Origin of the sequence: Paracoccus benzoatiresistens (genome assembly GCF_026913015.1) — a bacterium.
GTDB lineage: Bacteria > Pseudomonadota > Alphaproteobacteria > Rhodobacterales > Rhodobacteraceae > Paracoccus > Paracoccus benzoatiresistens.
The window spans coordinates 1-20,079 of sequence record NZ_JAPTYD010000042.1; the positions used below are offsets into that span (position 1 = coordinate 1).

The 20,079-nt window shown below is 67.9% G+C and carries 20 protein-coding genes; 12 read left to right on the forward strand and 8 right to left on the reverse strand.

Translation table 11 applies throughout. The annotated features are described in order from the left end of the window. The coding region (locus OU682_RS18270; protein WP_268943641.1) for an alkyl/aryl-sulfatase at window positions 1-1,232 on the reverse strand (1,232 nt) is incomplete at its 3' end. 445 nt (window positions 1,233-1,677) lie between these two features. Between OU682_RS18270 and OU682_RS18275 the strand changes: the two genes are divergently transcribed. Continuing rightward, window positions 1,678-2,361 (forward strand): Crp/Fnr family transcriptional regulator, encoded by a 684-nt coding sequence (locus OU682_RS18275; RefSeq protein ID WP_268943643.1) that lies wholly within the window; start codon window positions 1,678-1,680, stop codon window positions 2,359-2,361. A 219-nt stretch (window positions 2,362-2,580) separates the two neighbouring features. Here OU682_RS18275 and OU682_RS18280 read toward each other — a convergent pair whose 3' ends face one another. The 3 genes from OU682_RS18280 to OU682_RS18290 all read right to left on the reverse strand — a co-directional run bounded on the left by OU682_RS18280 (window position 2,581) and on the right by OU682_RS18290 (window position 5,304). Continuing rightward, the gene (locus OU682_RS18280; protein WP_268943644.1) at window positions 2,581-3,159 is read right to left on the reverse strand and encodes a hypothetical protein; all 579 of its coding nucleotides are present in this window, start codon (window positions 3,157-3,159) and stop codon (window positions 2,581-2,583) included. A gap of 152 nt (window positions 3,160-3,311) precedes the next feature. Then, window positions 3,312-4,691, reverse strand: a complete 1,380-nt coding sequence (locus tag OU682_RS18285; protein ID WP_268943645.1) for a metal-dependent hydrolase family protein — start codon at window positions 4,689-4,691, stop codon at window positions 3,312-3,314. A 301-nt stretch (window positions 4,692-4,992) separates the two neighbouring features. Beyond that, window positions 4,993-5,304: an ArsR/SmtB family transcription factor gene (locus OU682_RS18290; RefSeq protein WP_268943646.1), complete on the reverse strand. Its 312-nt coding sequence runs from the start codon at window positions 5,302-5,304 to the stop codon at window positions 4,993-4,995. Between the two features lie 87 nt (window positions 5,305-5,391). Between OU682_RS18290 and OU682_RS18295 the strand changes: the two genes are divergently transcribed. The 3 genes from OU682_RS18295 to OU682_RS18305 are packed head-to-tail and all read left to right on the forward strand — an operon-like array spanning window position 5,392 to window position 7,192. Beyond that, window positions 5,392-5,838 (forward strand): YeeE/YedE family protein, encoded by a 447-nt coding sequence (locus OU682_RS18295; RefSeq protein WP_268943648.1) that lies wholly within the window; start codon window positions 5,392-5,394, stop codon window positions 5,836-5,838. Next, a complete protein-coding gene (locus tag OU682_RS18300; protein WP_268943649.1) occupies window positions 5,838-6,278 on the forward strand; it encodes a DUF6691 family protein in 441 nt (146 codons plus the stop codon). The genes OU682_RS18295 and OU682_RS18300 overlap by 1 nt, the downstream gene beginning before the upstream one ends. Continuing rightward, window positions 6,275-7,192 (forward strand): MBL fold metallo-hydrolase, encoded by a 918-nt coding sequence (locus OU682_RS18305; protein WP_268943650.1) that lies wholly within the window; start codon window positions 6,275-6,277, stop codon window positions 7,190-7,192. Before OU682_RS18300 ends, OU682_RS18305 begins: the two co-directional genes overlap by 4 nt. A 100-nt stretch (window positions 7,193-7,292) precedes the next feature. Here the strand turns inward: OU682_RS18305 and hutC are convergent, their stop codons facing one another. Both hutC and OU682_RS18315 read right to left on the reverse strand, forming a co-directional pair. Continuing rightward, window positions 7,293-8,006, reverse strand: coding sequence for a histidine utilization transcriptional repressor HutC (gene hutC, locus OU682_RS18310; RefSeq protein ID WP_268943651.1), 714 nt, complete (start codon window positions 8,004-8,006; stop codon window positions 7,293-7,295). Beyond that, window positions 8,003-9,367 (reverse strand): formimidoylglutamate deiminase, encoded by a 1,365-nt coding sequence (locus OU682_RS18315; RefSeq protein WP_268943669.1) that lies wholly within the window; start codon window positions 9,365-9,367, stop codon window positions 8,003-8,005. The genes hutC and OU682_RS18315 overlap by 4 nt, the downstream gene beginning before the upstream one ends. A 108-nt stretch (window positions 9,368-9,475) precedes the next feature. On the opposite strand from OU682_RS18315, the gene hutI reads away from it, so the two are divergent. The 8 genes from hutI (at window position 9,476) to OU682_RS18355 (ending at window position 17,706) form a co-directional block, all read left to right on the forward strand. Beyond that, window positions 9,476-10,678, forward strand: a complete 1,203-nt coding sequence (gene hutI / locus OU682_RS18320; protein ID WP_268943670.1) for an imidazolonepropionase — start codon at window positions 9,476-9,478, stop codon at window positions 10,676-10,678. Further along, on the forward strand, window positions 10,671-12,200 hold the full coding sequence (gene hutH / locus OU682_RS18325; RefSeq protein WP_371832270.1) for a histidine ammonia-lyase: 1,530 nt from the start codon (window positions 10,671-10,673) through the stop codon (window positions 12,198-12,200). Before hutI ends, hutH begins: the two co-directional genes overlap by 8 nt. Beyond that, the gene (hutG, locus tag OU682_RS18330; RefSeq protein WP_268943652.1) at window positions 12,197-12,994 is read left to right on the forward strand and encodes an N-formylglutamate deformylase; all 798 of its coding nucleotides are present in this window, start codon (window positions 12,197-12,199) and stop codon (window positions 12,992-12,994) included. The genes hutH and hutG overlap by 4 nt, the downstream gene beginning before the upstream one ends. Window positions 12,995-12,996: 2 nt before the next feature. Continuing rightward, window positions 12,997-14,676, forward strand: a complete 1,680-nt coding sequence (hutU, locus tag OU682_RS18335) for a urocanate hydratase (protein ID WP_268943653.1) — start codon at window positions 12,997-12,999, stop codon at window positions 14,674-14,676. Between the two features lie 62 nt (window positions 14,677-14,738). After that, window positions 14,739-15,557 (forward strand): transporter substrate-binding domain-containing protein, encoded by an 819-nt coding sequence (locus tag OU682_RS18340; protein ID WP_268943655.1) that lies wholly within the window; start codon window positions 14,739-14,741, stop codon window positions 15,555-15,557. A 72-nt stretch (window positions 15,558-15,629) separates the two neighbouring features. Beyond that, on the forward strand, window positions 15,630-16,277 hold the full coding sequence (locus tag OU682_RS18345) for an amino acid ABC transporter permease (protein ID WP_268943656.1): 648 nt from the start codon (window positions 15,630-15,632) through the stop codon (window positions 16,275-16,277). Further along, window positions 16,277-16,933 (forward strand): amino acid ABC transporter permease, encoded by a 657-nt coding sequence (locus OU682_RS18350; protein WP_268943657.1) that lies wholly within the window; start codon window positions 16,277-16,279, stop codon window positions 16,931-16,933. Before OU682_RS18345 ends, OU682_RS18350 begins: the two co-directional genes overlap by 1 nt. Window positions 16,934-16,935: 2 nt before the next feature. Next, window positions 16,936-17,706 carry an amino acid ABC transporter ATP-binding protein gene (locus OU682_RS18355; protein WP_268943658.1) on the forward strand — a complete coding sequence of 257 codons (771 nt, stop codon included), beginning with the start codon at window positions 16,936-16,938 and terminating at the stop codon, window positions 17,704-17,706. A 38-nt stretch (window positions 17,707-17,744) separates the two neighbouring features. Here OU682_RS18355 and OU682_RS18360 read toward each other — a convergent pair whose 3' ends face one another. Continuing rightward, complete coding sequence (locus OU682_RS18360; RefSeq protein ID WP_268943659.1) at window positions 17,745-18,878, reverse strand: acyl-CoA dehydrogenase family protein; 1,134 nt, start codon at window positions 18,876-18,878, stop codon at window positions 17,745-17,747. 2 nt (window positions 18,879-18,880) lie between these two features. Further along, window positions 18,881-20,029 carry a CaiB/BaiF CoA transferase family protein gene (locus tag OU682_RS18365; protein ID WP_268943660.1) on the reverse strand — a complete coding sequence of 383 codons (1,149 nt, stop codon included), beginning with the start codon at window positions 20,027-20,029 and terminating at the stop codon, window positions 18,881-18,883. Window positions 20,030-20,079: the final 50 nt, after the last annotated feature.

Genomic DNA, 20,079 nt, shown 5'->3' on the forward strand with positions numbered 1-20,079 from the left:
TGGATCTGGTTGATGGTCACGCCCTGGTTGGCATGGTGCAGCACCTGGTTGTTGATGTTGGCGTAAAGGTCGCGCTGATCGCGCAGCACCTCGCGGATGCGCGCGTTGCCCCAGCGGGGCCAGTGGTGCGAGGCGAACATCACCTCGGCCTCCTGCCCGAACCGGTACAGCGCCTCGTTGATGTATTTCGACCAGCTGAGCGCGTCACGCACCAGCGCGCCGCGCAGCGTGTAGATGTTGTGGAACTGGGCGGTGACGTTCTCGGCCATCCAGAGCGCCTTCATGTCGGGGATGTAGGTGTTCATCTCCCGCGGGGCCTCGGTGTTGGGCGTGTTCTGGAAGATCATCCGCACGCCATCGACCTCCAGCTCCTCGATCGGTTCGGTCACGAAGCGGGTGGGCGGCACAAGGCCGGTGGCCCCCGCCGGGACGCGGTGGCCGAGCCCTTGGGTGACGAAGCCGTGCGGGGCCACGGGCAGCAGAAGGCCGTACTGATAGAACAGGCGCCGGTTCATGGCATTTCCGGCAAAGACGTTTTCCGAAATCGCGAACTGCATGAAGTCGGCGGGCGCGATCACCTCGATGCGGCCGGCGGCCAGGTCCTCGTCCGAGATGATCCCCCGGCTGCCGCCGAAGTGGTCGCCATGCGTGTGCGAGTAGATCACCGCCGTGAGGGGAAGACCCTCGCCCACATGTTCCTGGAACAGGTCCCAGGCGGCCCGCGCCGTCTCGGTCGTCGTCATCGTGTCGAACACGATCCAGCCGGTCTTGCCGCGCACGAAGGTCATGTCCGACAGGTCGAAGCCCCGCACCTGGTAGATGCCGGGAATGACCTCGTAGAGGCCGAAGTTGTTGTTGAGCCGCGCGATCCGCAGAAGCGAGGGATGGATGCTGTCGAAGTCCCCCTCGCCATTCAGGAAGTCGTAGTCCGAGATGTCGAAGGCGACGTTGCCGGCATCGGCCATGATCCGCGGGTCGGCCCTGCGGGCGACAAGGCCGCGCGCCTGCTCGTCCAGGTCGCGGGTGTCGTCAAAGGGCAGCTTTGTGCGCGCCTCGGCCAGAACCTTCAGCGTATGTTCGGACGGTGCCTTGCCCCTGGGATGAAAATGGCCCTCGAGCGGCGCGCGCGCTTCCTGCGCATGGGCCGCGCCTTCGTCGAAGGGAAGGCCGCACAGCGCGAAGGCCGCGCCGGTGACGGGCAGGGTCGCAAGGATCTGGCGTCTTGTGGTCATGTTCCAACTCCCTCTTGGCTTCGATGTTCACCGTGGGTGACGACGCGCGCCTGTTCTTGCGGGCCGTCGAGAGCGTCCTCACCCTGCTCCCTGGCAGTTCTTCCCAGGTCGGAAACGGGCGCTGAAGCCGAGCACCGGCCCCCCGAGGTCGACATCAAGCCCGCCCATTTCCTTTCCGATCGAAAGCTGGCGCCCCTCGCCATGCACCGACCAGCGGCTGTTGTTCCGGTAGCCCAGGGTCGCGACCGCCTGGCCCGCTTGTCTTCGAGACGCCCTGCCGCTTGCCCGTAGCGCCAAGGCCTGCCGGATCCCCTGCTGCGGCGCAGGACAGCCGACGACGCACCGCCCCGGCGGTCCGGTTGATCTGGGTCAATGACGCCCGCAGGCGGGGCCGTGCTACCTTGGACCGAAGCCTAGGCGCTCCCGGCAGAAGGGATTGCGACGGATGCAGCAATCGAAGCAAAAATATTCCGACGGTTTGCGCCCCGGGCCTGCCATCGGCTGGCTGGCGGAGCAGCCCATGGCCTTCCAGACCCGGATGGCGATGGCAGGCCGATGGACGACCGTCCTGCGCGGCGAGCTTCTCTACACCATCGGCGATGCCCCGGATGCAATCTTCGGCCTGGCCGAGGGCCTGCTCGACATATCGATCCCGATCACGGGCGACGAGGAAGTGACCATCTACAGGGCCCGGCCCGGCTTCTGGATCGGGGACTCGGCCCTGCTGGCCGGGACGACCCGCTCGATCACCGTGTCGGCGGCCTCCGACTCCCGTGTCTTCCGCATCCCGATCGGCGCGGTGCGGCGCAGCCTGGCGGAGTACCCGGAAGACTGGACGTGCTTCTTCCGGCTCAATCACGCGAATTCCACGCTTGCGGTACGAATCCTTGCGGAGGTCCTGTCCTTGACGCCGCGGGCCCGCTTTGCGCGAATGCTGCTCAGGCTGGCAACTCCCGACGGGTCGGTCCGGGCGACGCAGGACGATCTGGGCCGCATGGCCGGCATGAGCCGCGCTGCCTTCCGCCGCGCCTTCAAGGCGCTGATCGAGACCGATGCGGTGCGCACCGAATATGGCGGTCTGCGGATCATCAACCGCGCCGCGCTCGAGCATGCAGCGGAAGAAGTCTGACGCCGCAGCAGGTGCGCGGCACGATCCCACGGCATCGCCGGGAGAGGATGCCTGTCTTGCCGCATTTCCATGCATCGGAACGGCGGCATCGGTGGGCCCGAGTATCGGGTGAACCCCGGTCGCGAGTTGATCCCTGACCAGACGGATTTCGTCGAGGCAGCATGCCGGCAAGCCGGACATCGACTCGGCCCGCAATCGACGGTGCGTATTAGTTTGACCTCAGAACCGCCAGGTCAGGCCCAGGAGCGGCCCTGCCATGGTGGCGTCCACGCGCGTACCGCCGCTGCGGTAATCCACGTCCAGCCTGCGGTAGCCCACGGAAAGATACGCCTGATCCGTCATCTGGTAGTTAACGGTGCCCAGGACCTGCGTGGTCTTTTCCGATCCCATCCCGGTCACGCCGTGATCGACATAGGCGATGGCCGACCAGCGAGGCGCCAGGGTATAGTTCGCCCGCAGCGCGACGATCGGATCGACGAAATCCTTGTCGCCCGACCGGCTGATCGCGCCGTTCGCGACCGACACCTCGGCCTTGATCTTCCAGGGGCGCACGCCGCCCAGAACGTCCAAGGCCAGGCCGCCGCTGTCGATGGCCCGCCAGCCCGCCGCCAGTGTCAGCGATCGCTGGCGCAGCTCCGCCTCGGCGGGCAGGCCGGGCGGGATCAGCCCCGATTTCGAACTGGCGGCATAGCTGAGGTCGCCCAGGACGACGAAGCGGTCCTTGCGGGCATAGGCCGCCAGGAAGAAGGCCGCGTCCAGATCCTCCAGCACATCGGAAAAGCTCTTGTCGAAGGACAAGGTCGGCGCGCCGGCGAAGGGGGTGATGTCGCCGCCAAGGCCGGTCGCCCAGACCTAGGGCGTCACCTGGGCGCGCCATTCCTCGGGCAGCGCAGGGGCGGCGCTGGATGATGCGATAACGGTGGCCGCGACGGCCAGGAAAGGCTTGCCGATCATTCCGTGTCCTCCGAAAGCTCGTCCTTGAATATCCTACCCCCCTTCATGATCAGGCGCAGGCTTGCCGGATCGCCCAACCAGTCGAGCCCCTCTTCGGGATCCCCGTCGATCACCAGAAGATCGGCCAGGGCCCCGTTGGCGATCACCCCAAGCCGCCCGTCATAGGGCGCACGCGCCCCGGACAGGGTCAGCAGCCTGCCGGCCGCGCCAGTCGCTCGGTGCAGCGCCGACAGCGGCGACATGAAGCGCGCAAGCTTGGCCAGATGCCGTCCCTGGCTTTCGCCCCCGCCATACAGGATGTCGCTGCCAAAGGCCCAGTTGACGCGGTGCTTGTCGGCCCATTCGAAGGCCCGCGCCGTGCCCTCGGCCACCTGACGCTGGGCCGCGATCGCCTTGGGGTCGGTGTACTGGTTCGCGTCCTCGTCGGCCAGGAAAGGCTGGATCGACCACCAGGTATCGGTATCCGCCATCAGGCGCACGGTATCCTCGTCGGCCAGCTGGCCGTGCTCGATCGACTTCACGCCCGCGGCGATGCAGCGCCGGATCCCGGGGGCGGTATAGACATGGGCGCAGACATAGGTGCCCCAGTCGTTGGCGGCATCGACCGCCGCACGCATCTCGGCTTCGGTGAATTGAAGGGATTCCAGCGGGTCGTATTGCGAGGCGACGCCGCCGCCCGCAGTGATCTTGATCTGGCTGGCGCCTTTCATCAGCTGTTCGCGGGTGCGGCGCAGAACCTCGGGAACGCCGTCGGCAAGCGCGGACATGCCCTGCCGGCTGGCATGGTCGGCCGGATCGCCCGGCATCATCGGCAGGCTGTTCTGGAGGCGGAAATCTCCGTGCCCCGAGGTTTGCGAGATGATCGCCCCGGCCGGAAAGATGCGCGGTCCCGTCACCACCGACCGGTCGATCGCGGCCTTCAGCCCGAAGGCCGGGCCGCCCACGTCCCGCACCGTGGTGAAGCCGCGCATGAGTGTCGCGCCTGCCTCTTGCCCCGCGATCAGGTGCAGAAGGCCCACGTCCTGCGTCATCGCGACGATCTGGCTGACCGAAGCCAGCGTCGTATGCCAGTGTGTGTCGATCAGGCCGGGGATCGCCACCCGGCCACCGCAGTCGATGCGCTGCGCGTCGGCGGGCCCCCGGCCCGGCGCGGGCAGCCCCGCGATCCGCCCGCCTTCCACCAGGATCTCGACCCCCTGGCGCAACGACAGGGTTTCGCCGTCGAACAGACGCAGGTTCGTCAACAGCACCGGCCGGGACGGAGACTGGCCCCGAGCCTGTCGCGGTGCAAGGCCGAAGCCCGCGAACATGCCGACGACCGCCGCCATTCCGCCCAGCATCTGGCGGCGGGAAATGTCGGCCTCAAGGCGGCGCATCAAGACCAGCGTCTGAGGACTTCCGCAGTGACAGAAATGTATCTTGCCGGTCGCCGGGTCAGGGGTGAAGCAGGCCAGACACATGTCGAATCACCGCGGCCAAGAAATGTTTATCGGCCGAGTGTGCCTCATCACCGAGGCGGATCAAGAACGGCAGTTCACCCACTCAAAACAACAGCGCCTCAAGGCTTGGCGACTGATCCGAATTCCCGCGATCCCTTCTGAACGGGCCCAGCTTCACAATGCAGCACTGGCAGGATCACCTCTCCGGCCCGTGCGGGGCCGAACGGCCCCGGCTGCCTTACAGATCCTTGCAGAAGGCTTCATAAAGCGCGGCCATGAGCACCTCCAGGTCGGGGTCGCTGATGCGGTAGAAGATGGTCTGGCTTTCGCGGCGGGTGTCGACCATCCCGGCTTCGCGCAGTTTCGCCAGATGCTGGCTCAGCGCCGACTGGCTCAGGCCCACGGCCTGCTGCAGCGCGCCGACCGAGCGTTCGCCCTTGGTCAGCTCGCACAGGATCAAGAGGCGCTTGGCATTGGCGACAAGCGCCAGCCGCCCGGCCACGTGATCGGCGCGCTCCTGCAGGGCATGGGTCGCTTTGTCCAGACTCATTATATTAGCATTGACTGATTTAGACATGTTTAATATATAGGCTGGAACGGCGGCTGGGGCAAGCTGCATTGAGGAAGGAGAACACCAATGGAGATCGGGAGCGAGACCGCCTTCACGCCCTGGGCTTCGCTGTTTGGCGGCGTGCTGATCGGGCTGAGCGCGGTGATGGTGATGGCCTTGTTCGGCCGCATCGCCGGGATTGCCGGCATTGCGCAGGGCGCCCTTGGCCTTCCCGGCGCGGCGAAGGACCGCGACTGGCGGTGGGCCTTTCTGGTCGGGCTGGTGCTGGCGCCGCTGGCGGTGATGGCCCTGGGCGGGACCGTTGCGCAGACGGTTCCGGACAACCTGCCCGGCATGGCCCTGGCGGGGCTTCTGGTCGGCACGGGCACGGCGATCGGCTCGGGTTGCACCTCGGGGCACGGGGTCTGCGGTCTGGCGCGGCTCTCGGGCCGATCCTTGGCGGCGGTCGCGACCTTCATGGCGGCGGGCTTTGCCACCGTCTTCGTGCTGCGACATATCCTGGGGGGTGCGTGATGCGGGTGCTGTGGGGCTTTCTCAGCGGCCTGGTCTTCGGGCTGGGGCTGGTGATCTCGGGCATGGCCAACCCGGCCAAGGTGCTGAACTTCCTGGACCTGGCCGGAACCTGGGACCCGAGCCTGGCCTTCGTGATGGGCGGGGCCACGCTGACCGCATTCGTGGGCTATCGGCTGGTCTGGCGGCGCAAGGCGCCGGTGCTGGACCGGACCTTCGACATTCCGAAGAACCGCACCATCGACACGTCTTTGCTGACCGGGGCGGCGCTGTTCGGCATGGGCTGGGGGATCGGCGGCTTCTGCCCCGGCCCGGCCTTCACCGCCCTGCCCCTGCTGGCGCCGGGCACGCTGGTCTTTCTGCCCGCGATGCTGGCGGGTCTGTGGCTGGGCGCCCGGGTCAAGGCGGGCGGTTATCCGCAAGGCAAAGGAGCGGCATCATGAGCACGTCCAAGCTGAAGGAGCGGGTGGTCCGCCACTCGCCCTCGACGGGCTCGGGAAGCCCCGATGTCTGGGGCATATACGAGCCCGACACCGGCTCGATCCAGTATGTCTGCGCCGATCCTGTAACGAAACAGGCCGCGCTGATCGACGTGGTCTGGAACCTCGACCCGAAGAACTACCGCTTCTCGACCGAGAGCATGGAGCAGGTGCTGGATCTGGTGCAGCAGAACGGGCTGACCGTTCAGTGGGTGCTGGATACCCATCCTCATGCCGACCATGTGATGGCCTCGGCACATCTGAAGGACCGCACCGGCGCGCCCACGGCCCTCGGCGACAAGGTCCATGACATCGCCAGACTCTGGGCCGGGCTCTACAACCTGCCCGATGCCTTCGATCCGGCGCGCGATTTCGACCACCTGTTCGCGGCTGGCGAGACCTTCCGCATCGGCGACCTGCAGGCGCGGGTGATGCTGTCGCCCGGCCATACGCTGGGCTCGATCACCTATGTCTGCGGGGACGCGGCCTTCACCCATGACACGCTGATGCAGCCTGACGTTGGCACCTCGCGCGCCGACTTCCCCGGCGGTGACACCCTGCAACTGTGGGATTCGATCCAGGCGATCCTGGCGCTGCCGCCCGACACGCGCCTGTTCGTGGGCCACGACTATGGCACCGACAGCCGCGACGAGCCGCAGTGGGAGGCGACGGTGGCCCGGCACCGCGCCAGCAACAAGCACGTCAAGGACGGCACCCGGCGCGAAGACTGGATCCGCACCCGCGACACCCGCGACGCCACCCTGCCCCTGCCCGACCGGATCCTCGCTGCGTTGCAGATCAACCTGCGCGGCGGCCGCCTGCCCGCCCCGGAAGACGACGGCAACAGCTACCTGAAGATCCCCGTCAACAAGTTCTGAGGAGACCCGCGCGTCGCGGTTGCGGCTCCGGCGAAAAAGACATCTTCCTGTCGGCGTTGTCGGCGGCCATGGCCGACATCCCGACGCCTGTCTGCGGGTCCTAGTCGCTGGCGCTGATCTGGTGGCCGGGCGTGCAGGCGATGCGGACCGTGGTGATCGGGTGGGCATCGTTCCAAGTGGTGCGGTGCAGGATCAGCAGCGCCTGTCCCGGCTGGGCCTGCAACATCCGTGCATCGCGCGCATCGGCATTGGCCGCCGAAAAGGTCACCTCAGCGCGGGAATAAGGCGCGTTGCGGACCAGCCATTCATTGGCGTTGACATGCCGGAAATCCACGCCGTCCATGCCTTGGACGGCCTGCGGGTTGATCCAGCGGTCCTCATACTGGAACGGGATGCCGTCGCCGTAATGGACCGCGCGCACATGGGTCATGGCCGTGCCGGTCTTGACCCCCATGCGGCGCGCGGCTGCTTCGGGCAAGGAGCTGCGGCGCAGGGCAAGAATGCGGTGGCTATAGGCCATGCCCGCGCTTTCGATCTGCTCGCGCACGATGGGGATCGTCAGGGTTGCCTTGCGGACCGGATCCACGGCAACCCTTGTGCCCGCCCGGCGCCTGCGGTCCAGCAGGCCCTCGTCTGCCAGCACCTGCAGAGCCTTGTTCACCGTCGCCCGCGCGGCGCCGAATTCGACGGCCAGGTCGGCCTCGTCGGGGATGCGGTCGCCCTGGCGCCATTCCCGGTCGAGGATCCGGCGCCGCACCTCGGAGGCGATCAGATGCGCCTTGGGCAGGGTGGGCGCGGGTGTCCTGGCGTTCACATCCGCTCCTGCAGGCTGGTGATGCAGGTCATATAGTCGGCGATGATCCTGTCGCGGTCCAGATGGCGGCCGTCGCGCACGACATGGCGCCCCGCCGCCCAGACGTCGCGGATCAGCCCGTCGCCGCCCGCGAAGATCAGGCTGTCCAGCATCTGGTCGCCTTGCCGCCCCGCCAGAACCGGCGTGTCCAGGGCCAGGGCGCAAAGGTCAGCCCAGAAGCTTTCGCGGATCGCGCCCGTGTCGCGCCCTGCGGCGGCGGCGCCACCGTCAAGCCCGGCGTCATACAGAACCCGGCCCGTGGACCGCGAAGGTTCCGCCAGGATGGCGCGGGCGGTGTCGCGCAGGCGCTGGCTGTATTCCAGCGCGCGGAGTTCCTCGACCAGCGAGATGCGGATGTTGCTGTCCGACCCAAATCCCAGCCGTCCGCCCGCTTCGCGCCAGATCGTGCCGTTGAAGATGCCGTCGCCCAGGCTGGCCTCGGTGATGGGACACAGGCCCGCCACGGCGCCGGTCGCGGCAAGGCGACGGGTCTCATCCGGGGTCATATGGGTCAGGTGGATCAGCGTCCACCGGTGGTCCGGAGCGCAATTTTCCATCAGCCATTCCACGGGGCGCAGGCCATGGGCGGCCCGAACCTCCTCGATCTCGGGAATCTGTTCGGCCAGGTGCATGTGCAGCGGACGCCCCGGGCGCAGGGTCGCGCACAGTCGCAGCGCATCGGGGCTGACCGCACGCAGGGAATGGGGCGCGACGCCGATGCCCGCGTCAGGCGGCAGGGGACGCAGCGCGCCTTCTGCCGCGTCCAGCAGCCGGATGAACAGGTCTGGATCGGTCCCGAAACGAACCTGCCCCGGACCCAGCGGACGACCGTCGCAGCCGCCGAACTGGTAATGGACCGGCAGCAGTGTCAGGCCGATCCCGGTGCGCGCGGCGGCGGCGGCGATGCGTTCCGACATCTCGGCCAGGTTGGCATAGGGCGTGCCGCCCGGCTGATGGTGCAGGTAATGGAATTCGACATTGGTGGCGAAGCCCGCTTCCAGCATCTCCATCTGCACGAGGGCGGCGATGGCTTCGACATCGTCTGGCGTCAGGTGGTCCAGAAACCGGAACATGATCTGCCGCCAGGTCCAGAAAGTGTCGCGGGGATGAGGTCCGCGCGATTCCGACATCCCCGCCATGGCCCGCTGAAAGGCATGGGAATGCAGGTTGGCCATCGCGGGCAGCAGCAGCCCGACCCGCTGGCCTTCGGGGGCTGCGCCCGCCCGGACCTGCCCGATCCTCCCGTCGGGGCCAATCTCCACCCGGACGTGTTCCGCCCATCCTTCGGGCAGCAAGGCCCGTTCCGCCCAAAGCACGGTCATCGCATCACCCATCGCATCATTTCGTTTGACGCAAAATACGTTTAGACATAGAAGAGATATATGTTTAAACATAGACCAACGGCAAGTGCAAACGAAAGCGGCGTGCGGATGCAAGTTCTCGGCAATGTCAGGATCGCCAGCATCGACAAGGGAACGGGCCAGGTCGCGCTGTCCGAACCCTCGGTCGTCGTGACCGAAGGCGCGATGATCGCCTGGGTCGGCAGCGCCGCCGACATGCCCGGCGAATATCGGGACGCCGAGCGCCGCGATGGGGGCGGGCGCGTCGTGACCCCCGGCCTGATCGACTGCCATACCCATGTCGTCTTTGGCGGCAACCGCGCCCGCGAATTCGAGATGCGCCTGGAGGGCGCCAGCTACGAGGACATCGCCCGCGCCGGGGGCGGCATCCTGTCCAGCGTCCGCGACACCCGCGCCGCCTCGGAGGACGCGCTGCTGGCCCAGGCCCTGCCCCGGGTCGATGCCCTGCTGGCCGAGGGCGTGACGACCCTGGAAATCAAGTCAGGCTACGGCCTGGAGGTCGAGGCGGAACTGAAGATGCTGCGCGTGGCCCGCCGGATCGGGCAGGCCCGCCCGGTAAGCGTCCGCACCACGTGGCTGGCGGCCCATGCCCTGCCCCCCGAACATGCCCGGGACCGCGCCGCCTATCTGCGCGACGTGGTCATCGCCGGGATGGACCGCGCCCATGCCGAGGGGCTGGTCGATGCCGTGGACGGCTTCTGCGAGGGCATTGCCTTTTCACCGGCGGAAATGGCGCAGGTCTTCGACCATGCCGCGACCTTGGGGCTGCCGGTCAAGCTGCATGCCGAACAGCTGTCGGACCTGGGCGGCGCTGCCCTGGCGGCGCGGCATGGCGCGCTTTCGGCCGATCACCTGGAATACCTGGGTGACGACGGTATCGCGGCAATGGCCGCGTCCGGCACCGTGGCGGTCCTGCTGCCCGGCGCCTTCTATACCCTGCGCGAAACGAAGCTGCCGCCGGTCGCGGCGCTGCGCCGGGCGGGCGTGCCGATCGCGCTTGCGACAGATTGCAATCCCGGCACCTCTCCGATGACTTCGCTGCTGCTGGCGATGAACATGGGGGCCACGCTGTTCCGCATGACGCCCTCGGAGTGCCTGGCGGGCGTCACCCTTCATGCCGCCCGCGCGCTTGGCCTGGATGACCGCGGCGCCATCATGCCCGGCCTGCGCGCCGACCTGGCGGTCTGGGACATCGACCACCCGGCCGAGCTGGCCTACCGCATCGGCTTCAACCCCCTTCATGCCCGCATCGTCGGAGGCAAATTTGTCTGACCTGATCCTTGAACCCGGCGCTGCAACGCTGGCGCAACTGGAAACCGTCTGGCGCGACAGCCGGGCCGTGCGGCTGGATCCCGCCGCCCGTCCGGGGATCGAGGCGGCGGCGGCGCAGATCGCCGCGGCGGCGAATGGCGCGGCGGCCGTGTATGGCGTCAATACCGGCTTCGGCAAGCTGGCCTCGGTCAAGATCGCGGCCGAGGACACGGCGACCTTGCAGCGCAACCTGATCCTGTCGCATTGCTGCGGCGTGGGCGAGGCGCTTGATATCCCCGCCACCCGCCTGATGATGGCCCTGAAGCTGCTGAGCCTCGGACGCGGCGCGTCCGGCGTGCGGTGGGAGGTGGTGGCCCTGATCGAGGCGATGCTGGCCCGCGGCGTCATCCCGGTCGTGCCCGCGCAAGGATCGGTCGGGGCATCCGGCGACCTGGCCCCGCTGGCGCACATGACCGCCGCGATGATCGGCCATGGCGAGGCCTGGTTCGACGGCCACCGCCTGCCGGGGTCCGAGGCGCTGTCGCGCGCGGGCCTGGCGCCGGTGGTGCTGGGACCCAAGGAAGGTCTGGCGCTGATCAACGGCACGCAGTTCTCCACCGCCCTGGCCCTGATCGGCCTGTTCGAGGGCTGGAGGAATGCGGCGACCTGCATGGTGACGGCAGCGCTGTCCACCGACGCGATCATGGGTTCGACCGCGCCCTTGCAGCCTGAGATCCACGAGTTGCGCGGCCATGCCGGCCAGATCGAGGTCGCCCGGCAGATGCGCGCCCTGATGGAGGGGTCCGAGATCCGCGAAAGCCACCGCGAGGACGACAGCCGCGTCCAGGATCCCTATTGCATCCGCTGCCAGCCCCAGGTCGCGGGCGCGGCGGTGGACATCCTGCGCTTCGCCGCCCGGACCCTGCAGATCGAGGCCAATGCCGTGACCGACAACCCCCTGGTCCTGGGCGAGGGGCGGATCGTGTCGGGCGGCAACTTCCACGCCGAACCCGTGGCCTTCGCCGCCGACCAGATCGCCCTGGCCCTGGCCGAGATCGGCGCCATCGCGCAGCGCCGCGTGGCGCTGATGGTGGACCCTACGCTCTCCCACGATCTGCCGCCCTTCCTGACGCCGGCGCCGGGCCTGAATTCGGGCCTGATGATCGCCGAGGTAACCACCGCCGCCCTGATGAGCGAGAACAAGCATCTGGCCAATCCCTGCTCGACCGATTCGACGCCCACCTCGGCCAACCAGGAGGATCATGTGTCCATGGCGGCGCATGGCGCGCGTCGGCTGGGGCGGATGAACGCGAACCTGTCGGTGATCCTGGGGGTTGAGGCGATCTGCGCGGCCCAAGGCATCGACTTCCGCGCGCCGCTGCGGACCTCGGCCCGGCTGGGCGCGGTGGTGGATGCCTTGCGCGCCAGGGTTCCGGCCATTGCCGAGGACCGGTATCTGGCCCCGGACCTGGAAGCCGCGGCCGCGATGGTGCGCGACGGCACCCTGGTCCGCGCCGCGGGCATCGACGGGGTGGCGCTGTGACCCCCGATCCCGTCATCGTCGAACAGGGGGACGGCCCGGTCATCCTGGGCCTGCCCCATGTCGGCACCTGGCTGCCCGACGATATTGCGGCCCTGCTGAACGACCGGGGCCGGCTGCTGGCTGATACCGACTGGCATATCGAACGGCTTTACGCCGGGCTGCTGCCGGGCGCGACGACCGTGCGCGCGACCTTTCACCGCTACGCGATCGACGCCAACCGTGGTCCGGACAATGAAAGCCTCTATCCGGGGCAGAACACCACGGGGCTGGTGCCGCTGACCGATTTCGACGGCCGGCCGATCTGGATCCGGGAACCCGACCCGCAGGAGATCGCGGACCGCACCGCCCGCTTCCACGCGCCCTATCACGCCGCCCTGTCGGCCGAGAACGCGCGCGTGCGTGCGCGGCACGGGGTCGCGATCCTCTATGACTGCCACTCGATCCGGTCGCGGATCCCGTTCCTGTTCGACGGCACGCTGCCCGATTTCAACATCGGGACGGCCGGGGGCACGACCTGCGATCCCCGCATTCAGTCCGCCGTCGAGACGATCTGCCGCGCAACCGGGCGGACCATGGCGGTCAACGGCCGCTTCAAGGGCGGCTGGACCACCCGCCATTACGGCCGTCCAGCCGACAACGTCCACGCCATCCAGATGGAACTGGCCCAGTCCAGCCATCTGGCGACCGAGGCCCCGCCCTTCGCCTTTGACCCCGTGAAGGCCGCGCCGCTGCGCGACACCCTGAAGCACATTCTTGCAACGCTTGCCGATCTGGCTCCCGATCTGAAAGGCTGACCATGACCAATCCCCGCCACAACATCCGCGACGTCTTTCCGGCCACCGGCACGGAAATGACCGCGAAAAGCTGGATGACCGAGGCGCCCTTGCGGATGCTGATGAACAACCTTCATCCCGACGTGGCCGAGAACCCGCACGAGCTGGTCGTCTATGGCGGCATCGGCCGCGCCGCCCGCACCTGGGCCGATTTCGACAAGATCGTCGCCAGCCTGCGCGATCTGGATGACGACCAGACCCTGCTGGTGCAATCCGGCAAGCCGGTCGGCGTCTTTCGCACCCACAAGGACGCGCCGCGCGTGCTGATCGCCAATTCGAACCTGGTGCCGCACTGGGCCACCTGGGACCATTTCAACGAACTGGATCGCAAGGGCCTGGCGATGTACGGCCAGATGACCGCCGGGTCCTGGATCTATATCGGCACCCAGGGCATCGTGCAGGGCACCTATGAGACCTTCGCCGAGGCCGGGCGCCAGCACTACGGCGGCGACCTGCGCGGCAAGTGGATCCTGACCGCGGGCCTGGGCGGCATGGGCGGCGCGCAGCCGCTGGCCGCCGTGATGGCCGGGGCCTGCTGCCTGGCCGTCGAATGCGACGAAACCCGCGCCGATTTCCGCATCCGCACCCGCTATTGCGACGAAAAGGCCCATACGCTGGACGAGGCCCTGGGGATGATCGACCGCTGGACCAAGGCCGGAGAGGCCAAGTCCGTGGCGCTGATCGGCAACGCGGCAGAGATATTCCCCGAATTGGTGGCCCGCATGAAGGCCGGCGGGCCGCGACCCGACATCGTCACCGACCAGACAAGCGCCCATGACCCGATCCACGGATACCTGCCGCTGGGCTGGTCCGTGGCCGAATGGCGCGCGCGTCAGGACAGCGACCCCAAGGCGGTCGAGGCGGCCGCGCGCGCCAGCATGAAGGCCCATGTCGCGGCCATGGTCGATTTCTGGAACGCCGGCGTGCCGACGCTGGATTACGGCAACAACATCCGCCAGGTCGCCAAGGACGAGGGGCTGGAGAACGCCTTCGCCTTCCCGGGCTTCGTGCCCGCCTATATCCGCCCGCTGTTCTGCCGCGGCATCGGCCCCTTCCGCTGGGCCGCGCTGTCGGGCGACCCCGAGGACATCTACAAGACCGACCAGCGGATGAAGGAGCTGTTCCCCGACAACGCCCATCTGCACAACTGGCTGGACATGGCGCGCGACCGCATCGCGTTCCAGGGCCTTCCCGCCCGGATCATGTGGATCGGCCTGGGCGACCGGCACCGCGCCGGCCTTGCCATCAACGAGATGGTGCGCAACGGCGAACTGAAGGCCCCGGTGGTGATCGGGCGCGACCACCTGGATTCGGGCAGCGTTGCCAGTCCCAACCGGGAAACCGAGGCGATGAAGGACGGATCGGACGCGGTCAGCGACTGGCCGCTTCTGAACGCGCTGCTGAACACGGCATCCGGGGCGACCTGGGTGTCGCTGCATCACGGCGGCGGCGTCGGCATGGGCTTTTCCCAGCATTCCGGCATGGTGATCTGCTGCGACGGGTCCGAGGACGCCGACCGCCGCCTGGAACGGGTGCTGTGGAACGATCCCGCCACCGGGGTCATGCGCCACGCCGATGCGGGCTATGACATCGCCATCGACTGCGCGCGCGATCATGGGCTGAACCTTCCCGCGATCCTCTGATAACAGAGGCGCCGCAGCACCGTCATGCGGCGCCCGACAACCCACCAACAAGGAGTCACATCATGACCTTCACCATGTCCATCCGGGCAGCGATCCTGGGCCTTGCCACGCTAGGCCTGGGCCATGCCGCGGCTGCCGACCAGCTGGCCGACATCAAGGCCGCGGGCAAGATCGTCACCGCCACCGACATGCACTATGCCCCCTTCGACATGCTGAACAACGGCACCTACGAAGGCGTCACCAAGGACCTGTTCGACGAGGTCGCCAAGGAACTGGGCGTCGAGCCGGTCTACCAGGACATCCCCTGGACGGCCGAGCTTCCGGGCCTGGAGGTGGGCAAGTTCGACATCGTCATCGCCCCCGTCACCATCACCCCCGAACGGCTGGAGCGTTACACCTTCACGCTGCCCATCGCCGACGCGACCGTGTCGCTGGTGAAATCCGCGAACAACGACGACATGACCAAGCCCGAGGACATCGCCGGCAAGACCGTCGGCGTCCAGCAGGGCACCGCGCAGTTCAAGCAGCTTGAAGCCTTTGGCCAGACGCTGGGCGGCATCACCATCAAGGAATACGGCACCACCGACGAGGCCTATGCCGACCTGGCGACCGGCCGGCTGGACGCGGTGGCGGGATCGCTGCCCAACCTGACCTATCTGGTGAAGTCGCGCCCCGAGACCTTCGCCCTGTTCGAACCCGCCCAGTTCGGCGAGCCCAAGTATTTTGCCTGGGTCCTGCGCAAGGAAGAAGCCAGCGAAACGCTGGCCAAGGCCATCAACGACGCGCTGCTGAAAATGACCGACGACGGCCGCGTCAAGGCGATCCATGAAAAATGGCTGGGCACCTATGCCGAACTGCCGCGCGAGGTCCCCGCGAACTGACCTGACCTGCGGCGGGCGCGCCACGGCGCCCGCCGCGCCACCTGCCCGCGACCCATCCAGCCAGAGGTGCGCATGTTCTCGATCCCGGTATTCCTGGAAAGCCTCGTGCCGCTGTTCTGGGCCGCGCGCTTCACGCTGCTGATTTCTGTCGGGGGGATCGCCCTGGGACTGGTGATCGGCACGCTGGTCTGCGCGGCCGGCCTGTCGCCGTCGCGCGCCCTGCGGAACTTCGCCGCGCTCTGGGTCAGCTTCCTGCGGGGGGTGCCGCTGCTGGTCCAGCTTCTGGTCTTCTATTATTCGCTGCCGCTGATCGGGCTGGACGTCCCCGCGATGGTCGCGGCCATCGTCACCGTGGGCATCTGCGCCAGTGCCTATATCTCGGAAATCTGGCGGGGCGCGATCAACGCCCTGCCGCGCGGCCAGGCCGAGGCTGCCGTGGCGATCGGCATGGCGCCCACTGATGTCTGGCGCCGCGTGATCCTGCCGCAGGCGGTCACCATGTCGCTGCCCGCGCTGATCAACGAACTGATCCTGCTGGTCAAGGCGTCCTCGCTGGTGTCGGTGGTGGGCATCCTGGAAATCACCCGCGCCAGCCAGGCCCAGGCCGCGACCACCTTCCGCCCGCTGGAGGTCTATCTGGCGGCGGCCTGCATCTATCTGGTCATCAACCTCTGCCTGGCGGCCCTTGGACGCTGGCTGGAACACAGGACCGCCGTCTGATGGATCTGCTGTCTCAATACGGCCCCGCCCTGCTGCGCGGCTTCGGCTATACGGTCCTGTGCTGGGCGCTCGGCACGGTCTTCGGCATGGCCCTGGGCCTGGTGATCGCACTTCTGCGCCACTATGGCCCCCGCTGGCTTTGCTGGGTGCTGCAGGTCTATATCGAGGTGATCCGCGGCACGCCCTTCCTGGTGCAGCTGTTCGTGCTGTATTACGGCGGCCCGCTGATCGGGCTGCGGCTGGACGCGCTGCCTGCCGGGTTGCTGGGCCTGACCATCTATGGCAGCCCCTATTTCGCCGAAATCTTCCGCGCGGGCTTTCGCGCCGTTCCCCTGGGGCAACTCGAGGCCGCGCGCGCCATCGGCATGACCGAAGCCGCGATCGTGCGCCGCATCCTGCTGCCGCTGTCGCTGGTCTCGGCCCTGCCCGCGCTGATCAACTTCTCGATCATCCTGACCAAGGAGACGGTGATCCTGTCCATCATCACCGTGCCTGAGCTGATGTACCAGGTCAGCCGCATGTCGACCGAGACCTTCCGCTATGTCGAGGCAAACCTGGTCCTGGCCCTGTTCTTCTGGGGCCTGGTCGAGGCCATCTCCCGCCTCGGGCGCCGGTTCGAGGCGCGCATCACGAAACACCTGATCGAAAGGACCTGACCATGCAGGCCTCGGCTGTCGAGATCCGGAATGTGAACAAGTTCTACGGCCCGTTCCAGGCGCTGAAGGACGTGGACCTGTCGGTGCCTGCAGGCAAGGTCACCTGCCTGATCGGGCCGTCGGGGTCGGGCAAGTCCACGCTGCTGCGCTGCATCAACTTCCTGGAAGAATACGATTCAGGCGAGATCAGGATCGACGGCCGGCTGATCGGCTATGACGCGCCGGGCCGCAAGATGTCGGGCCGCGCGCTGCGCGAGATGCGCCGGTCCATCGGGATGGTCTTCCAGCAGTTCAACCTGTGGCCCCACATGAGCGCGCGCGAGAACGTGGCCGAGGGGCTGATCCGCGTGCGCGGCCTTTCCAAGACCGAGGCTGGCGCGCGCGCCGCCGAGGCCTTGGCCAAGGTGGGGCTTGCCGACAAGATGGACAACCACCCCTCGCGCCTGTCGGGCGGCCAGCAGCAGCGCGTGGCCATCGCCCGCGCCATTGCGATGGAGCCCCGGTTGATGCTGTTCGACGAACCCACCTCGGCGCTTGATCCCGAACTGGTGGGCGAGGTGCTGACGGTGATGAAGACCCTTGCCGCCGAAGGCATGACCATGGTCGTCGTTACCCACGAGATGGGCTTTGCCGCCCACGTGGCCGACCGTGTGGCCTTCATGGAGCGGGGCGAGCTGGTGGCCGCCGACACGCCGGACCGGATCCTGCATCAGCCGCAGGATCCGCGCATCCAGTCCTTCCTGCGCACCTATCACGAACGCAACAGCTTCTGACGGAAACCCCCGCCAGGGATCGTGGCCGGCAATGCCGCTCAGGCCAGCAGCCCGCGCGCGATGATCGTCCGCTGGATTTCCGAACTGCCTTCATAGATGCGGAAGATCCGCAGGTCGCGCAGATAGCGTTCCAGCGGGAAATCGCGGCAATAGCCGTAACCGCCATGGAGCTGCAAGGCGCGGTCGGCGATGCGCCAGGCGGCCTCGGACGCGAACAGCTTGGCATGGGCGCTTTCGGTGGAATAGCGCGCGCCCGTGCCACGCAACCGCGCCGCAGCCAGCCCCAGGGCACGGGCGGCGGCCAGATCGTTGGCGCTGTCCGCCAGCATCCATTGCAGCCCTTGGAAATCGGCGATCGGATGGCCGTCCACCTGCCGCTCCCTGGCATAGGCGATGGCGGCCTTCAGCGCCGCCTCGGCGATGCCGGTGGCCTGGGCCGCGACCTCGATCCGGCCGTTGTCCAGCACCTTCATGGCAGTGCGGAAGCCGGTGCCCTCGGGTCCGATGCGGTTTTCCGCGGGCACGAAGCAGTCGTCGAAGGTCACGCCGAAGACGTGCCCGCCGCGCAGGCCCATGGTGCGTTCCGCCGGGGCAATGGCGATGCCCGGCGTCACCTTCGGTTCGACCACGAATGCCGACACGCCCCGTGCGCCCGCCTGCGGGTCGGTCTTGGCATAGACGACCATGAAATCGGCCGCGCCTGCATTGGAAATGAAGCACTTCGCCCCGCGCAACCGGTATCCCCCGCCGTCACGCTGCGCGACCGAGCGCATGTCGGCAGGGTTCGACCCGGCTTGCGGTTCGGTCAGGGCAAAGGCGCCGAGGCTGCCCGCCGCCGCCGCCGGCAGGAACCGCGCCCGCAGTTCCGCGTCAGCGCCCAGATGCAGCGTATCCGTCGCCAGGTAATGCGCCGTCAGCAGCGATGCGGTGGACCCGCAGGCCCCGGCGATCAGTTCCACCGCCCGATACAGCGCCGGGCCGGACAGGCTCAGGCCGCCGTCCTCCTCGGGCAGGTTCAGGCCCATCAGGCCAAGAGCCGCCATGGCGGGCAGCTGGCAGGCAGCAAAGGTCGCGGTCTCGTCCAAATCGGCGGCACGCGGGGCCAGCACCTCGGCGGCAAAGCGCCCGATCTGGTCCAGCATTGCGGCTTCGTCGTCGGTCCAGTCGGCCATGGTCACATCCCCAGTTCGGCGCGGATCTCGGCGCCATGTTCGTTCAATCCCGGCGCCGCCCGCCGCATTCCGCGTGGGCTGCCCGAAAAATGCACCGGCTGCTCCGGCAGGCTGACCTGTCCCAGCACGGGATGGTCCACCGGCGAGGACAGGCCCCGCGCCTGCGCCTGATCAGAACGCCATGCCTCACGCGCCGAGGCCAGTTCCGAGGCAGGCACCCCCGCCGCCGACAGGGCGGCCACCGCCTGCGCCGCCGTCAGGCCCTCGGCCCAGGCCGCAATGGCCTCCGCAAGGACAGGTTCATGTGCGCGGCGGCTTTCGTCGCTGGCCATGCGCGGGTCGTCCCGCAGCGCGGGCTGTCCGATCACGGCGCAGAAGGCCGTGAACAGCCTGTCGTTCAAGACCGCGACCGCGAAATGCCCCTGCGCCGCCGGATAAACCCCGAAGGGCGCCGATAGCGCATGGCGGTTGCCGCTGCGCGCGGGATCGGCATCGCAGACCAGCACCCGCGCCCCCGCGGACGGCATCATCGACAACAGCGCGTCGAACAACGCCAGGTCGACCACCCGGCCCTGCCCCGTGCGGCTGCGGTCGAACAGCGCCACCATGATCCCCCAGGCGGCGAACAGCCCGCCCGCCACATCGGCCATGGCCTCGCCCACCATCGTCGGCTGCCCCGCCGGTTCGCCGGTCAGGTCCATCAGGCCGGACATGGCCTGCACGATGATGTCATAGGCGGGGCGCGCCGCATGGGGTCCGCCTTGCCCGAAACCCGAGACCGAGGCATAGACAAGCCCTGGATTGGCGGCCTGCAGGCTGGCCGCATCCAGCCCCAGCTTCGCCATCACCCCGGGGCGGAAATTTTCCACAACCACATCCGCCCGCCCGGCCAGATCGCGCGCCAAGGCCAGGTCGTTCGACGACCGCAGGTCCAGCACGATGGACCGCTTGCCGCGATTGGCCGTCTGGAACAGCGCGCTTTCGCCGTCGCGGAAGGGGCCGATATGGCGGTATTCGTCGCCGCCGGGCGCCTCGACCTTGATGACATCGGCTCCCAGATCGGCCATCAGCGCCGTTGCATAGGGTCCGGCCAGAACCCGCGTGAAATCCAGAACCCTGATGCCGTCCAAGGGTTTTCGGTCTTTGGTCATGACATCCTCGCTCATTGTCGGGGACAGGATAAGACGCAGGCGGTTATAGG

Excerpts from the sequence above, each read along its gene's own strand:
- OU682_RS18275 (WP_268943643.1), top strand. The coding sequence starts at position 1,678 with ATGCAGCAATCGAAGCAAAAATATTCCGACGGTTTGCGCCCCGGGCCT.
- OU682_RS18285 (WP_268943645.1), bottom strand. The coding sequence starts at position 4,691 with ATGCGCCGCCTTGAGGCCGACATTTCCCGCCGCCAGATGCTGGGCGGA.
- OU682_RS18290 (WP_268943646.1), bottom strand. The coding sequence starts at position 5,304 with ATGAGTCTGGACAAAGCGACCCATGCCCTGCAGGAGCGCGCCGATCAC.
- OU682_RS18295 (WP_268943648.1), top strand. The coding sequence starts at position 5,392 with ATGGAGATCGGGAGCGAGACCGCCTTCACGCCCTGGGCTTCGCTGTTT.
- OU682_RS18300 (WP_268943649.1), top strand. The coding sequence starts at position 5,838 with ATGCGGGTGCTGTGGGGCTTTCTCAGCGGCCTGGTCTTCGGGCTGGGG.
- OU682_RS18305 (WP_268943650.1), top strand. The coding sequence starts at position 6,275 with ATGAGCACGTCCAAGCTGAAGGAGCGGGTGGTCCGCCACTCGCCCTCG.
- OU682_RS18315 (WP_268943669.1), bottom strand. The coding sequence starts at position 9,367 with ATGACCGTGCTTTGGGCGGAACGGGCCTTGCTGCCCGAAGGATGGGCG.
- hutI (WP_268943670.1), top strand. The coding sequence starts at position 9,476 with ATGCAAGTTCTCGGCAATGTCAGGATCGCCAGCATCGACAAGGGAACG.
- hutU (WP_268943653.1), top strand. The coding sequence starts at position 12,997 with ATGACCAATCCCCGCCACAACATCCGCGACGTCTTTCCGGCCACCGGC.
- OU682_RS18340 (WP_268943655.1), top strand. The coding sequence starts at position 14,739 with ATGACCTTCACCATGTCCATCCGGGCAGCGATCCTGGGCCTTGCCACG.
- OU682_RS18345 (WP_268943656.1), top strand. The coding sequence starts at position 15,630 with ATGTTCTCGATCCCGGTATTCCTGGAAAGCCTCGTGCCGCTGTTCTGG.
- OU682_RS18350 (WP_268943657.1), top strand. The coding sequence starts at position 16,277 with ATGGATCTGCTGTCTCAATACGGCCCCGCCCTGCTGCGCGGCTTCGGC.
- OU682_RS18355 (WP_268943658.1), top strand. The coding sequence starts at position 16,936 with ATGCAGGCCTCGGCTGTCGAGATCCGGAATGTGAACAAGTTCTACGGC.
- OU682_RS18360 (WP_268943659.1), bottom strand. The coding sequence starts at position 18,878 with ATGGCCGACTGGACCGACGACGAAGCCGCAATGCTGGACCAGATCGGG.
- OU682_RS18365 (WP_268943660.1), bottom strand. The coding sequence starts at position 20,029 with ATGACCAAAGACCGAAAACCCTTGGACGGCATCAGGGTTCTGGATTTC.